Origin of the sequence: Micropruina sp., from assembly GCF_027492755.1 — a bacterium.
Taxonomy (GTDB): domain Bacteria; phylum Actinomycetota; class Actinomycetes; order Propionibacteriales; family Propionibacteriaceae; genus Micropruina.
Window position 1 is genome coordinate 1 of the sequence record NZ_JAPUED010000072.1, and the last position, 13,373, is coordinate 13,373.

15 protein-coding genes are annotated in these 13,373 nt (G+C 68.4%); 4 read left to right on the forward strand and 11 right to left on the reverse strand.

Annotated features, from left to right (window positions below; all coding sequences use genetic code 11):
- Both prfB and Q0066_RS04655 read right to left on the reverse strand, forming a co-directional pair.
- Positions 1 to 872 (reverse strand): peptide chain release factor 2 (prfB, locus tag Q0066_RS04650; RefSeq protein WP_298130526.1); only part of this gene is annotated, 872 nt, incomplete at its 3' end.
- Positions 873 to 1,027: 155 nt separating this feature from the next.
- Entirely contained in the window at positions 1,028 to 1,618 is a 591-nt protein-coding gene (locus tag Q0066_RS04655) for a TetR/AcrR family transcriptional regulator C-terminal domain-containing protein (protein WP_298130528.1), read from the reverse strand.
- Between the two features lie 85 nt (positions 1,619 to 1,703).
- Between Q0066_RS04655 and Q0066_RS04660 the strand changes: the two genes are divergently transcribed.
- The gene (locus Q0066_RS04660; RefSeq protein ID WP_298130530.1) at positions 1,704 to 2,486 is read left to right on the forward strand and encodes a hypothetical protein; all 783 of its coding nucleotides are present in this window, start codon (positions 1,704 to 1,706) and stop codon (positions 2,484 to 2,486) included.
- On the opposite strand, the gene Q0066_RS04665 is transcribed toward Q0066_RS04660, so the two are convergent.
- The 6 genes from Q0066_RS04665 to Q0066_RS04690 all read right to left on the reverse strand — a co-directional run bounded on the left by Q0066_RS04665 (position 2,442) and on the right by Q0066_RS04690 (position 7,249).
- Positions 2,442 to 4,733 carry an excinuclease ABC subunit UvrA gene (locus tag Q0066_RS04665; protein WP_298130532.1) on the reverse strand — a complete coding sequence of 764 codons (2,292 nt, stop codon included), beginning with the start codon at positions 4,731 to 4,733 and terminating at the stop codon, positions 2,442 to 2,444. The genes Q0066_RS04660 and Q0066_RS04665 overlap by 45 nt on opposite strands.
- Positions 4,734 to 4,922: 189 nt before the next feature.
- Positions 4,923 to 5,270 (reverse strand): TfoX/Sxy family protein, encoded by a 348-nt coding sequence (locus tag Q0066_RS04670; protein ID WP_298130535.1) that lies wholly within the window; start codon positions 5,268 to 5,270, stop codon positions 4,923 to 4,925.
- A 14-nt stretch (positions 5,271 to 5,284) separates the two neighbouring features.
- Complete coding sequence (locus Q0066_RS04675; protein WP_298130538.1) at positions 5,285 to 5,644, reverse strand: nuclear transport factor 2 family protein; 360 nt, start codon at positions 5,642 to 5,644, stop codon at positions 5,285 to 5,287.
- 43 nt (positions 5,645 to 5,687) lie between these two features.
- On the reverse strand, positions 5,688 to 6,122 hold the full coding sequence (locus Q0066_RS04680) for an SRPBCC domain-containing protein (RefSeq protein ID WP_298130539.1): 435 nt from the start codon (positions 6,120 to 6,122) through the stop codon (positions 5,688 to 5,690).
- Positions 6,115 to 6,450, reverse strand: coding sequence for a metalloregulator ArsR/SmtB family transcription factor (locus tag Q0066_RS04685; protein ID WP_298130540.1), 336 nt, complete (start codon positions 6,448 to 6,450; stop codon positions 6,115 to 6,117). Before Q0066_RS04685 ends, Q0066_RS04680 begins: the two co-directional genes overlap by 8 nt.
- Before the next feature lie 169 nt (positions 6,451 to 6,619).
- A complete protein-coding gene (locus tag Q0066_RS04690; protein WP_298130542.1) occupies positions 6,620 to 7,249 on the reverse strand; it encodes a dihydrofolate reductase family protein in 630 nt (209 codons plus the stop codon).
- A 220-nt stretch (positions 7,250 to 7,469) separates the two neighbouring features.
- On the opposite strand from Q0066_RS04690, the gene Q0066_RS04695 reads away from it, so the two are divergent.
- Complete coding sequence (locus tag Q0066_RS04695) at positions 7,470 to 7,931, forward strand: MarR family winged helix-turn-helix transcriptional regulator (protein WP_298130544.1); 462 nt, start codon at positions 7,470 to 7,472, stop codon at positions 7,929 to 7,931.
- Positions 7,928 to 8,602, forward strand: a complete 675-nt coding sequence (locus Q0066_RS04700; RefSeq protein WP_298130548.1) for a M23 family metallopeptidase — start codon at positions 7,928 to 7,930, stop codon at positions 8,600 to 8,602. The genes Q0066_RS04695 and Q0066_RS04700 overlap by 4 nt, the downstream gene beginning before the upstream one ends.
- A 198-nt stretch (positions 8,603 to 8,800) precedes the next feature.
- Here Q0066_RS04700 and Q0066_RS04705 read toward each other — a convergent pair whose 3' ends face one another.
- Positions 8,801 to 10,162, reverse strand: coding sequence for a nitrate/sulfonate/bicarbonate ABC transporter ATP-binding protein (locus Q0066_RS04705; RefSeq protein WP_298130550.1), 1,362 nt, complete (start codon positions 10,160 to 10,162; stop codon positions 8,801 to 8,803).
- A gap of 31 nt (positions 10,163 to 10,193) precedes the next feature.
- The gene (locus tag Q0066_RS04710) at positions 10,194 to 11,936 is read right to left on the reverse strand and encodes an ABC transporter permease subunit (RefSeq protein ID WP_298130554.1); all 1,743 of its coding nucleotides are present in this window, start codon (positions 11,934 to 11,936) and stop codon (positions 10,194 to 10,196) included.
- A 211-nt stretch (positions 11,937 to 12,147) separates the two neighbouring features.
- Here Q0066_RS04710 and Q0066_RS04715 point away from each other — a divergent pair, with 211 nt between their 5' ends.
- Positions 12,148 to 12,543, forward strand: a complete 396-nt coding sequence (locus Q0066_RS04715; protein WP_298130556.1) for a metalloregulator ArsR/SmtB family transcription factor — start codon at positions 12,148 to 12,150, stop codon at positions 12,541 to 12,543.
- Here Q0066_RS04715 and Q0066_RS04720 read toward each other — a convergent pair.
- Complete coding sequence (locus tag Q0066_RS04720; protein WP_298130558.1) at positions 12,527 to 13,243, reverse strand: MgtC/SapB family protein; 717 nt, start codon at positions 13,241 to 13,243, stop codon at positions 12,527 to 12,529. The two genes, Q0066_RS04715 and Q0066_RS04720, sit on opposite strands and share 17 nt — an antisense overlap.
- Positions 13,244 to 13,373: the final 130 nt, after the last annotated feature.

The window sequence follows — 13,373 nt, forward strand, 5'->3', positions numbered from 1 at the left end:
TGCAGCACCTTCATCGCCGCCACCTTGTTCTGCAGCTGGCTCTTCTCGTTCTGGCAGCTGACCACGATGCCGGTCGGCAGGTGGGTCAGCCGGACGGCGGAGTCGGTGGTGTTCACGCTCTGCCCGCCCGGGCCGGAGCTGCGGAACACGTCCACCCGGACGTCGGCCTCGGGAATGTCGATGTGGTCGGCGTCCTCGGTGACCGGCAGCACCTCGACGCCGGCGAAGGACGTCTGGCGCCGGCCCTGGTTGTCGAACGGGCTGATCCGGACCAGTCGGTGCGTGCCCTGCTCGACGCTCAGCGTGCCGTAGGCGAAGGGTGCCTTGACGGTGAAGGTGGCCGATTTGATGCCGGCCTCCTCGGCGTAGGAGATGTCGTAGACGTCGGCGGAATAGCCGTGCCGCTCCGACCAGCGCAGGTACATCCGCAGCAGCATCTCGGCGAAGTCGGCGGCGTCCACTCCCCCGGCTTCGGAACGGATGGTAACCACGGCGTCCCGCTCGTCGTAGTCGCCGCTGAGCAGGGTGCGGACCTCGAGCGCCTGGATGTCGGTGGAGAGCCGGCTGAGTTCCCGCTCGGCTTCGGCCAGGGTGTCCGGATCGGACTCCTCCTGGCCGAGCTCGATCAACACGCTCAGGTCGTCGACGCGCTGCCGCAGAGCGGTCAGCCGGTCGACCTCGGCCTGCAGCGCCGACAACCGGGAGGTCACCCGTTGGGCGTGCTCCTGGTCGTTCCACAGATCGGGCGCGGACGCCTGCTCCTGCAGTTCGTCGATCTGCTGCTTCTTGGCCGCGGGGTCGAGCACCGTCTCGATCGACGTCAGCGTCTTGTCGAGTTCGGCGAGGTCGGAAAGCAGATCAGCGGAAGCCACGAGGGTGCAGTTTACTGGACGCACGCCGGACGACCGGCACGGCCCACCGGGACCTGCCCCTCAGCCGCGCATCGAACAGGGCCACAGAACAATCCATCGCGCCGCGGCGCAGACCAGCGGCTGTCGGGTTGCTCGATTTCGCGCTCGCACCGAACCTAGGAAACGAACCCGGCGAGGATGGATCGCACCGCGGCATCGAACATCGCGTCCTCATCGTCGTCCGACGAACGGAACACCAAGGGGAAGCGAGCCCGCATCTCGTCCATCGACACAGGGAACGGATACGGGTTGGCCGCTTCCAGCTGCTCCTGGTGGACGAATCCGGTCAGGTAGGCCATCAGGGTGTCGGCGGCCAGATTCGCCCGTTCGGCCGGGATGCCGCGCTGCACGAGTTCGATCAGACGTTCCATCAGCGCCAGGGATCCCAGACTGCCGTTCAGCGGCCCGCTGGCCAGGATCAAGGCCCCGTCGCGGTGGGCGTGCAGCGTCGCACGCAGACGACCGCACGCCTGCGCCACCGCGTCCGGCCAACTCGGCGACGGTGGGACTTCGTCGATGGCTGCCAGCGCCCGTGCGCACAGCTCGTTGGCCATCGAGCGCAGCAGTGCCGCCTTGTCCGGCAGGTGGTAGTAGAGGCCGCCGACCTGGACGCCGAGCCGATCGGCCACCAGCCTCATGGTCAGCCTCTCCAGGCCGACCTCTTCCACCACCTCGAGCGACGCCATGGTGATCTGGCTGGTGTCCACGCACCCGATGGTAGCGAGTGTTGAACGCTGTTCAAACACTGCCTACGCTGGACGCGATTCGAACAGCGTTCAAAGTGGGTTCACGATGATCATCGAACGAACGATCGAAGCGGTGCTGATCCTCGCGGCGATCCGCGCCGGAATACGCCTGCTGGCGCGCAAACGAGCCGTCACAAGCGAAGAGCTCAACCTGGAGAAGGAACTCCGCGGACTGGCCACCGCGAAGCGGCTGCCCATCGCCACCCTGGTGCTGCTCGTCCTGCTGACCATCGGCGCGCTGGCCGAGGTGATCTGGCCGGGCACCCTGAACGTGCTGCGCAACGACCCGTCGAACCCCGACTGGTGGCGCCCGCTGACCGCCCCCTTCGTTCAGGACGACGGGGTCATCGGCGCGATCTTCAATCTTGTGACCGCGGCCGCGGTGATGGCCCTGGCCGAGTGGTACTGGGGAGGCCTACTCGCCCTCGGCATCTGGGCGATCGGAGCCTGGGCACCGATCGGAGCTGTCGCCGCCCTCGCCGGCTACCGTGCCGCCGCCGCCAACACCGACGCCTACACGGCTGGCAGTTCCGGCGCGACCTACTTCACCGCGGCCACGCTCTGCGCGGCGTTGCTCTGCGCCGGCACCGGCCGGGACCGGTTGATCGGGCTCGTCGGGCCGGTCATCGGGCTGGCCAGCTGGCTCGGACTCGGCGACGGGCACGGACTGCTGTTCACGGCCGGGGTGATCGTCGGCGTGGCCCTGTGGGTCATTGTCCGCCTGACCGGACGCCTCAGCCGGGGGTCGGGTGCTGGCAAGGTCAACCCGCGGGCGCCGACCAGCTCAACCGGCGGAGGAAGCGATCGCGAGCGCTCGTCCGGTCAGTGAGGACTCGTCGTCGACCAGCTCGGCCGGCGGGCCGGCGAACACCAGGCGTCCGCCGTCGATGCCCGCGCCGGGACCGATGTCGATGACATGGTCGGCCCGCGCGATCACGCGCAGGTTGTGTTCCACGACCACCAGCGTGGTGCCGAGATCGAGCAGGTCGTCGAACAGCAGGTTGATCCGGTCGACGTCGCTGGGGTGCAGGCCGGTGGTGGGTTCGTCGAGCACGATCCACTCCGACGCCAGGTCGGTCGATGACGCCAGATGGCGGGCGATCAGCAGCCGCTGCTTCTCGCCGCCGGACAACGTGTCCAGCGATTGGCCGACGGCGGCGTAGCCGAGGCCGACCCGGTCCATCCAGCCCACCGCGGCGACGATGTCGGGACGTCCGGCGAACAGCTGGGCGACCTCGTCCGCGGTCATCGCCAGCACGTCGGCGATCGTCCGGCCGTCGATGGCGACGGCCAGCGCCGTCGGGTTGAACCGGGAGCCGTCGCAGGCGTCGCAGGGGGTGGCCACGTCGTCGAGGAAGGCCAGTTCGGTGGTGATGTAGCCCTTGCCGTTGCAGCCCGGGCAGGCGCCCTTGGAGTTGAAGCTGAACCAGGCCGGCTCCAGCCCCGAGGCTTCGCTGAACGCCTTGCGAATACTCTCCGCGACCCCCAGCACGCTGAGCGAGGTGGACCGGACGCCGCCGCGCAAGGCGTCCTGCCCCACCACGATGAACCGGCGTTGTTGCCGCGGCAGTTCCAGGGTGGCCAGCGAACTCTTGCCCGAACCCGCCACGCCGGTGACGGCCGTCAGCACCCCGATCGGAATATCGACGTCGAAACCGGTCAGGTTCCGGGCTCGCGCGTTGTTCACCGACACCCAGGAGCGAGCGGGACTTGCCGGCTGCTTCACCGTGAGGCGTTGCGCGAGCACGCGTCCGGTCGGCGTATCGCTACCGGCCAACGCCTGCGGCGTCCCTTCGAACAGGATCCGGCCGCCGTCGTGGCCCGCGCCGGGTCCCAGATCGACGACGTGGTCGGCGATCCGGATCACCTGCGGGTGGTGCTCCACCACCAGCACGGTGTTGCCGGCGTCCCGCAGCCGTTGCAGCAGCCGGGTCAGCCGCAGCACGTCGGCCGGATGCAGACCGATGGACGGCTCGTCGAAGACATAGCTGACGTCGGTGAGGGCCCCACCCAGGTGCCGCACGATCTTGACCCGCTGCGCCTCACCACCGGACAGGCTGGACGACTCACGATCCAGACTCAGATAGCCCAAGCCGACCGAGATCAGCGCGTCCAGGATGGTGCGGATGCCGTCCAGGGCGGGGGCGACCTGCGGAATCGTGAGGTGTTCCAGCAGTCCGTGCAGTTCATTGACGCTGAGCGCCATCCAGTCGACGATCGAGCGGCCCTCGATCAGGCTGGCTCGGGCCGCGGCGTTGACCCGGGCGCCGTGGCAGTCGGGGCAGGGCCGCTGGGTGGTGATCCGATCCAGCTCCTCGCGCACCTTCTTGGAGATCTTCGGCGGGCGGTTCTTCACGTACACGTCGCGCAGCCGGGTCACCACGCCGTCGAACCGCCCGGACGCCGGGAAGCGCGGATCGGGATGGGTCGGTTTCACGCCGTCGGCATAGAGGAACAGGTCCATCTCTTCGGGCGTGTAGTCGCGCATCGGCTTGGAGCGGTCGAAGAAGCCGCAGTAGGCGAATCGCTTCCAGCGGTAGACGCCCGGCCGGAAGTTGGAGAACCGGACCGGCCCCTCGTCGATGGTCTTGTCGAGGTCGATGAGTTCGTCGACGTCGATGTCGACGACCGTGCCGATCCCCTCGCAGGCCGGGCACATGCCCTTGGGGTCGTTGAACGAATAGGCGGGTGAGTAGCCCGCCGACGGCACCCCGGCTCGCGAGAAGACCAGCCGCAGCAGCGGGGCGAGGTCGGTGGCGGTGGCCACCGTGGAGCGGGCGTTCGGGGTGAACCGGCGCTGGTCGATCAGCACGGTGAAGGTGAGCCCGGACATCGCCTGGACGTCGGGCGCCGGCAGTTGCGGCAGCCGAGCCCGCAGGAACGCCGGGTAGGAGTCGTTGGCCAGCCGTTGCGCGCCGGCGGCGATGGTGTCGAGCACCAGCGACGACTTGCCCGAGCCCGAGACGCCGGTGAAGACGGTCAGCGCCTTCTTGGGGATCCCGAGGCTCACCTCACACAGGTTGTTGGTAGTCGCGCCGATCACCCTGATCTGATCGGGTGCCTCGTGGTCGTCCATGCCGAGGAACCCTAGTGGCACCCTGCCCACGACGGGACGCCTCAGGGGCTAGTTCCCGCGGACCGCCCAGCCGGCAATTGAGCCGGTCGAAGCCGGCCATCGAGAGGTACCGGGGTCTCGACCAGCTCGACCAACGAGGGTCACGACCAACGAGGTCGCGGGTCTTGACGAGCTCGACCAGCGGGACGCTCAGGTGTTCGCCCCGGTGAGGGCGCGGTTGTACTCCATCGCGACGCCCACCCACGAGGCCAACTGCTGGTCGTCCCAGATCACATCGGCGGCAATCTCGATCCAGCCGGGCCCCATCGTGCGTCCCGTGCCCATCTCGGCCTGCACCGCACCCGGCCTGCCCAGCAGTTCGTCGTGCCGAGCGGCGTCGACGCGGACCAGCAGCCCGCCGCTCTTCATCGCGCTGACGACCAGCTTCTCGTTGACCATGAACGACCGGACGCCGAACATGGACGTTTCGCGCACCACCCGCTCGGACGCGAGCAGCGTGCGCAGGCGCTCGACCAGGGCGGCCTGCTCGGGAGTCATCGCCTGCTCCAGTGTCAATCCTGCCGGGGCGGGCCGTAGGCGAGCCTGTCGAAGATCAGCACGCTTTCGCTGATCTTGCCGTTGGTCACCATGAAGAACTCGGCGGCAGGGGCGGTCGAGGTCGCTGCGGTCTGCGGGTAGTAGAACAGGGCGACCCGGTTCCCGTCGGCGAACTCGGCGATGTCACCGATGCCGGTGAGCATGGGTGCGAATCCACCGATGAAGCTGCGGTAGGCGTCCTTGCCGTCCAGGTCACCGCCGGGTGCACGGCAACTGATGTCGTCGGCGACGCAACTCATCGCGCCGTCGATGTCGCCGCTGGTCCAGGCACGGTGGTACTTCGTCACTACGTCGTGCGCGGTCTCGGGTGCCATCGATGTCTCCTTCGTTCGTGCCACGAGGTGGCGATTTGTTCACCTAGTCAGGGAGGGGTTGCCAGTCGTCCGGGCCGGCGTCGCCACCGGTGCCGGCGACACCCAGCCGGGGCAGGAAGTGCATCCAGCCGTCGGCATGCCCGGGCACTTCGGTGTCGGGCAGCCCGGAATGCCACAGGTCGACCCTGGTGCCGCCACCGACGGCCGTCAGCCGGAATTCGACCTGTGAGGCACCGGCCGGCAGCAGGTCACTGCCCGCGAAGCCCCAGGACACGACGACGCGGCGCGGATGTTCGACCTCGAGGTATTCGCCCCGCACCGGATAGCCGGCGATATCCACCGCGAAGCGACCGCCCGGGGTGGGGTCGAGGTCGGCGTACTGGCCCATCCAGGCCGTCATGCCGGCGTTGGTGACGAGGTAGTCGAACACCGTCTCCGGCGAGGCCGCGATGTCGATGGAGTCGCGGAACTCAGCCACGATCGCCACTGTCCCGAGACTCGATCGCACTCTTGAGTGCGGCCAGCTTCGTCGGCCAGAAGTCGTCCAGGTACGAACGCACCGCGGCCAGTCCGTCGACGTCGACCGCGAAAAGATGCCGCGTGCCGTCGCGGGTGGCTGCGGCGAGGCCCGCCTTCCTGAGCACACCGAGGTGATGCGACGTCGTCTGCTGCGACAGCGAGACGCGCTCGGCGATCACCCCGACCGGCTGCGGCCCGGAGCGGATCACCCGCAGGATCGCCCGGCGGTTGCCGTCCGCGAGGGCACGCAGAGCCAGATCGAGATCCGCCGCTGCCGCAGCACTCATCGTCACCCTCCTCGGTTCGAGGCACGACCATAGCACAAATGCATGTTTGTACTTACTATGGTACGTGGAGAGAGCACGCGGCCACCGTCAAGGTCGCGGAAGCTCTCTACAGGCTCGACCCCCCGACGATCGCGGCTCCTCCACTCGAAGCGCCCCTATCTGCGCCACGTCAGGACGAGACTCCCCCGGACCGATACCGCAGGGCAACCGCCCCTGATCGGAACTCGCGGCGGTCCACGAGCTCGAGTTGGATGCGCTCACGCAGCCCGGCGAGCAATGTCGGCCCGCGTCCGGCGAGGACCGGCTGAACGACGAACTCGTACTCGTCGATCAGTCCCAGATCCGCCAGCGCCAACGGCAGCGTCACACCGCCCACCCACAGGCCCTCGCCGGGCTCCTGCTTGAGCTGTTGAACCGCGCGCCCCACATCGCCCCTGACCAGCTCGGCATTCCAATCGGCCCCGCTCAGCGTGCTCGACACGACGTACTTCTTCGCGCCGTCAATGGCTTCGGCGAACGGAACCTCCCACCCATCCATCCAGTCGGGCCAAACACCCGTGGCCGGACGCCGCCACGCCGACTCCATCATCTGGTACGTGACCCGGCCGAACAGCAGGGCGTCGGCTCGCTGCATCTCTGCCGTCCAGTAGCTCATCGACTCCTCATCCGGCGGGAGTCCAGCCTCGTGATGGCAGCAGCCGTCGAGCGTGACATTGATCGAGTAACGAAGTGGTCTCTGCATTCCGGCTCCCTTGACAAGTGATTGCACTTTACTACCACTTGCCCTGCTGCGAGCCACTGGAGTTCCTCGGCGTCGAGGTCGAACATCTGGCTTGAGTGCCAACACTCCCCGCGTGAGTCGCCAGGCCGGCATCGCCCGGCACTCCTGTCATGCCTGCCATCGCCACCGTCATCGCTAGCGGGTTCGACTCTCGACCGGGCGACACGAGCCACGGCGCTCGTGGTCGATCGTTCACCATCTACTCGTTCAGCGCTGAATGATTCACAATGCTACCTTCGTGAGTGTGGACGAGGGCAACGGTGAAGCGATCCTGACCGCGGCGTGCTTCCGGCTCGGCCTGCTGGGGGCGCGGATCACGCAGGGGTTCTCCGAGTGCATCGCACGGGTCGGGATCACCCATAAACAGGTCGGGTTGCTCGCGGTGGTCAGTGCCGGACTCGCGCACTCGCAGCGCGACATCGCAACGCGCCTCCACGTCGCCCCCAGCCTCGTCGTGTCGCTGGTTGATCAACTCATCCAAGCCGGGGCGGTCACCCGTTCGCGCAGTGCCTCGGATCGACGCGTGCAGCTCATCGAGCTCACCGACCGTGGCCACGACCTACTCGCCGCGAGCGCCCGCGCCGCGGCGAGGCTCGACGCGGAGTTTCGCGCCAGCCTCTCACCGGCAGGACGGTCGGCACTCGACGTGCTGCTGCTCGACCTCGACGCACAACACCCCGCCGTGGTCGCTGAATCATGAATCCGGCACGCCACCCCAGCGGTCGCGGGCGCGATCATGCCCTCGCCTCGATCGACCTGGCCTACCCCTTCACCGGCCACTGGCTCGTCCAGAACAGCCCCGCGAACCGGGTTCCCAGCCACGGCACGCCCGCCTTCGCCACGGCCCACGCCATCGACCTCGTGCCGGTGACCGACTCCGGCCACACAGCACCGATCACACTGAACTCCCTGGTGCGACCGGAACCCGCCGACAGGTTCCCCGGCTTCGGCCGTCCGATCCTGGCCCCCGTCGAAGGTGTCGTAGTGGCTGTTCACGACAGCCAGCCCGACCATCCGGCCTATCGCGGCCTGCCCTCGCTGGGGTACGCCCTGACCCAGCACCGCCGACAGGCTGCGGGCTGGACCGCACTCGCCGGAAACCACGTCCTGATCGACAGCGGCGGCATCATCGTCGCACTGTGTCACTTGCAGGAGGGCAGCATTCAGGTCACGCGAGGCCGAAAGCTGCGGACGGGGGATGCGCTCGCCCGCTGCGGCAACTCCGGCAACAGCACCGAACCTCACGTGCACATCCAAGCCATGGACGACCCCGACATCACCCGCGCCAATGCCGTCCGGCTGACCTTCAACGGCTCTTTACCAGGCAATGGCCAGGTCATATACGTCGATGAGACTCACTGCACTCACTGAGTCTGCGACAGCAGGTCTCCACCGCTCGGTCACATCGGAGCAACCGGCGGGCACGAGCAGCGGCGCCTGACTCCGCGCCCTCGGCGCCGCCTACCCATCGAGTGACCGGCCGGCCCTGCCTGCCGCTTCTCTCTCGTCACATCACAGGGAGCACTAGGGGTAACGCGGACCGCGCCGGTCACCCGCCCACCTTCTCGGCTAGCTTCCGACACCGGTATCGCCGTCCATGAGTAGGGCGGTGAGGGCTGCGGCGACTTCGGAGAGGACGAGTTCGCCGGTGTTGGCGTCGTAGTCGAACAGTTCACCGTAGCGGCCCCAGGCGATGGCGATGTCGAGCTGCTTCTCGGTGTCCTCGGCGCTGAATCCGCGGTGGAGCAGGTCACGGAAGAAGTCGTCGCGCAGGGCGCCGCCGTCGCTGTTGTGCAGGGCCTTGATGATTGTGGCGACGAGAGGTGCGTGCTCGACGGCGAGGGTGGCGAACACTTCCTTGGATCGCAGGATGTCGGCTGTGTACCAGTCCCGTCCCACGTCGGTGAGGAACGCTTGGGCGCCTTCGACTTCCAGGAGCCGGAGCATCCGGGCGGCATCGACCAGAGGCAGGAGGTCATCGACGTGGAAGGACAACTCGTCGGCGAGGTCGGGCAGGTCCGCCTGGCCGCCGTGGGAGTAGACGATCTCGATCAGGCCGGCGAGCCCGCCCACGCTGGCGTCCGGCAGCGGATGGGTCAGCGGCCCCGGGGTTGCAGCGCGCTCGGCGTCGGATCTCTCGTCACGGCCGGTGAGGATCGCGTAGAGCCGGTCGACGGCCTGGTCGAAGGTGGGGCTGCGCCGGTCCCTGGGGCGGGGCAGCAGGATCGGGACCTCGGCCTTGATGTGGCCGGGGCCACTTCCGAGCACGAGCACTCGGTCGGCGAGCAGCACGGCTTCTTCGATGTCGTGGGTGACGATGCAGATGCACTTGGTCGGGAAGTCGGGCTGCGCCCACAGGGAGATGAGTTCACCACGCAGGTTCTCGCTGGTGAGCACGTCAAGGGCTGAGAAGGGCTCGTCCATCAAGAGCACGTCGGGCTGCAGGACGAGGGCACGGGCGAAGCCGACTCGTTGCCGCATCCCGCCGGATAGCTCGCGGGGGTAGGCGGTCTCGAAGCCGTCGAGACCGATCTGGTCGATCGCGTCCAGGGCGCGCTCGCGGCGCTGCTTCTCAGGGACGCCCGCGGCGCGCAGGCCGAGCTCGACGTTGTCCTGGACGGTGAGCCAGGGCATGAGCGCGAAGGACTGGAACACCATCGCCGCGCCGGGGTTGGCGCCGTCCAGTGGCATGCCGCGGTAGCGGACCTCGCCGTCGCTGGGGGCGATCAGGCCGGCGAGGGTGCGCAGCAGGGTGGACTTGCCGGAGCCGGACTTGCCCAGCAGGGCGACGACCTCGCCCTCGTGCAGGGTCACGCTCACGTCATCGAGGACATGCAGGACCGGGCCGTCGGCCGAGGGGAATGACTTGGAGACGTGCTCAGCCTCGATCAGCGCGGTTCGTGCTGGGGCGGATGCGGTGGGGCGCGCCATGTGGTTCACGTCCTTTCGTTGTCGGTGCGGGTTAGGTCAGGGAGAGGCGGCGTTCGGCGTAGCCGTACAGCCGCCGCCAGAACAGTCGGTTGAGGCCGACGACGAAGATGCTCATCACGGTGACGCCGACCAGGGTGCGGGCGAAGTCGCCGTCCGCGGTGGATCCTGCGATGTAGGCGCCCAGGCCGGTGGCGGTGAGGGTCTGGTCGCCGTAGGAGACGACCTCGGCGACGATTGAGGCGTTCCAGGCTCCGCCGGCGGCCGTGATGCCGCCGGTGACCCAGGAGGCGAAGATCGCCGGGCCGTAGAGGTAGCGCCAGGTTTGGACCCGGTTCAGGCGCAGGTTGATCGCGGCTTCGCGCAGGTCGTTGGGGATGGCGGCGGCCCCGGCGATGACGTTGAACAGGATGTACCACTGGGCGCCGAGGGCCATGAGGAGGATGCCGCCGATGTTCAGGCTGATGCCGGTCTGGATGAGCAGGAGCGTGACGAACGGGAACAGGAAGTTCGCGGGGAAGCTGGCCAGCACCTGCACGATCGGCTGGGCGAAGCGGGTCACTTTGGGGCTGAGCCCGATCCAGACCCCGACGGGCACCCAGATCAGGGTGCCGAGGATGAGCAGCACGAGCACGCGGGCGAAGGTGACCAGACCCAGGCCGGCGGCGACCGCGAACTGGTCCAGGCCGGTGTGCTCGCCGAGGTAGGCGAGCATGCGCACCAGCCCGAAGGCGATCAGGCCGCACACGATGACCGTGAACGCGATGTCCCCGGCGCGGCGGCGTGCGTGGTTGATGCGCAGCGGCCGGTCGGCGCGTCCGAGTGGCCGGGTGGCCCGCTCGAGGCAGGCGGCGACCGGGCGCAGGGCGCGGGTGATGATGGCGGGGATGACCGAGCGGCGCAGCAGGTCGAGCACGATGCTGCGCTGCTGCTCGACGGTCACGGTATCGCCGGAGCGGAACCGTTCAGCCCATGCGGTCAGGGGCCGCCAGAAGACGAAGTTGACGCCGATGACCAGCACGATCATCACCGCGATCGCCAGCAGTAGCCGTCCGATCTGCTTGTTCTGGGAGGCGGCGGCGACGTAGGAGCCGATGCCGGGCAGCGCGTAGACGCGGTTGTTGACGCTGATGACCTCCGAAGCGATGAGGAAGAACCAGCCGCCGCCGAAGCTCATCATCCCGTTCCAGACCAGTGGGATGGTCCCACCCGGCACGTCGAGCTTCCAGAACCGCTGCCACTTGGTCAGCCGCAGCACCCGGGCCGCCTCGTCCAGGTCGCGGGGCTGGGTGATCAGAGACTGGTAGAAGGCGAAGGTCATGTTCCAGACCTGGCTGGTGAAGATCGCGAAGACAGCAGCGCACTCCACGCCCAGCGCGGTGCCGGGAAACAGCAGCAGCCAGACCGACAGCGTGATGGACAGAAAGCCGAGGACCGGGACGGACTGGAGCACGTCGAGGGTGGGCAGCAGGACCTTCTCCGCCCGCCGCAGCCGGGCGGCGGCGGTGGCGTAGACGAAGGCGAACAGGGTGGATACTGCGAGGGCCGCGAACATGCGCAGCAGCGACCGGGCTGCGTAATAGGGCAGGTTCGCCGGATCGGTGGAGACTGTCGATGGCGCCAAGACCTGATCGAACGGCTCGGTGATGCCGTGGGAGAGTTGGATCAGCAGCCAGAAGATCACCGCGACGCCGGCAAGCACGATCATGTCGGCGCCCAAATGGCCACGGGAGCGCAGCGGTGCGTCCTGGCCGGCGAAGGGGCGCGGCAGAGCCATCACAGGTCTCCTGAAGGTCGCGAAGCGGAGCCGCGCAGGCATCCCTCAATGCGTCAGCGCAGCGGGAGGTGAGGGAAACGACGGGCGGCAACTCGCAGGGTCGGAACTCACGCCGTTCACCTCCTCGGTCGACGGGCTGATGAGTGTCGGTACTCAGCGTAATCGACGTTCAATGGCTTGCGCATATCGCAGATCGTTGGATGATAGAGGGATGGAACCGCACGAAGAGCCCCGACCAGTCACCGACGCGCAACTGGCGGCGGCCGCAGCGAGCTTCGACATGCTGTCGGCCCCGAGCCGGCTCCACCTGGTCTGGCTGCTGGCGACCGGAGAGTACGACGTGTCCACCTTGGCCGAGCTGTCAGGGTCGAACGTGCCGGCGGCCAGCCAGCATCTGGCGAAGCTGCGTGCCGCTGGCATCGTGACGGCCCGGCGAGACGGCCGCCGCCAGCTCTACCGGGTGGAGGATCCGCACATCCTGACCGTCATCGAGCAGATGTTCTCCCACATCGCGCCGGACGGGACCCTCGCCGGCTCGGCCGACCAGCGCCGACCCCCGCGGCTGCCGCGGTTCGAACCGGCGGGGGCTCTCAGTCGACGGGGCTGATGTCCTGCGCGCTCCACCGCACTCCGAGCACTTCGGGGGTGTGGATCACGTCCGCGATCGCCAGCTCGATCTGATGGTCGTCGCGCTCGGCGCTGCTGACCGTCGCCGTGATGACCACGATGTCCTCAGGCAGGTCGGTCGCGGCGATGGACTGCACGGTCAGGTCGGGGCGGTGCACGGCGTCGAACACGATGGCGCGCACCTCGACCTCGTCCTCACGGGCGCAGCGCACCTCGAAGGTGTATTCGACCTCGGTGTTCTTCTCTCGGCCGGTCGAGCCCAGGCGTCGGTCGAGCGTGCGTCCGACCGGGCGCAGCAGCACGTTCGCGGCGATCACGACGCCGGCGCCGGCCGCGGCGACCCAGACCAGCCCGCCTCCGGCGAGCGCACCGACCGCGGCGGAGGCCCACAAGGTGGCGGCGGTGTTGAGTCCGGAGATGGATGCGCCCTGCTTCATGATGACGCCGGCGCCGAGGAAGCCGATGCCGGAGACGATCTGCGCGGCCACCCGGGTCGGGTCGGCGCCGGGGCCGTCGAAGCTGTAGGCGCCCATGATGACGAACAGGGTGGAGCCCAGAGCGACCAGAGCGTTCGTGCGGACCCCGGCAGTGCGGGCGCGCCACTGGCGCTCGAAGCCGATGAAGGTGCCGAATCCGACGCCGGCTGCGATGCGGATGGTGATGTCGATCCAGTCGAGCATGGAGGCTCCTGTCGCAGGGCGGGGTGCGGCCGATGATGTCGGGCGCCCCCCCCGGGGGGGGGCGGGGGAGATACAGGGTGCGCAACGGCGGGTGAACGCCCTAGTTTCGGGCTGCCCCACCCCGCCCTAA

Coding starts and splice junctions, on each gene's coding strand:
- Q0066_RS04660 (WP_298130530.1), top strand. CDS start 1,704: ATGATCATCGAACGAACGATCGAAGCGGTGCTGATCCTCGCGGCGATC.
- Q0066_RS04665 (WP_298130532.1), bottom strand. CDS start 4,733: ATGGACGACCACGAGGCACCCGATCAGATCAGGGTGATCGGCGCGACT.
- Q0066_RS04670 (WP_298130535.1), bottom strand. CDS start 5,270: ATGACTCCCGAGCAGGCCGCCCTGGTCGAGCGCCTGCGCACGCTGCTC.
- Q0066_RS04675 (WP_298130538.1), bottom strand. CDS start 5,644: ATGGCACCCGAGACCGCGCACGACGTAGTGACGAAGTACCACCGTGCC.
- Q0066_RS04685 (WP_298130540.1), bottom strand. CDS start 6,450: ATGAGTGCTGCGGCAGCGGCGGATCTCGATCTGGCTCTGCGTGCCCTC.
- Q0066_RS04700 (WP_298130548.1), top strand. CDS start 7,928: ATGAATCCGGCACGCCACCCCAGCGGTCGCGGGCGCGATCATGCCCTC.
- Q0066_RS04705 (WP_298130550.1), bottom strand. CDS start 10,162: ATGGCGCGCCCCACCGCATCCGCCCCAGCACGAACCGCGCTGATCGAG.
- Q0066_RS04710 (WP_298130554.1), bottom strand. CDS start 11,936: ATGGCTCTGCCGCGCCCCTTCGCCGGCCAGGACGCACCGCTGCGCTCC.
- Q0066_RS04715 (WP_298130556.1), top strand. CDS start 12,148: ATGGAACCGCACGAAGAGCCCCGACCAGTCACCGACGCGCAACTGGCG.
- Q0066_RS04720 (WP_298130558.1), bottom strand. CDS start 13,243: ATGCTCGACTGGATCGACATCACCATCCGCATCGCAGCCGGCGTCGGA.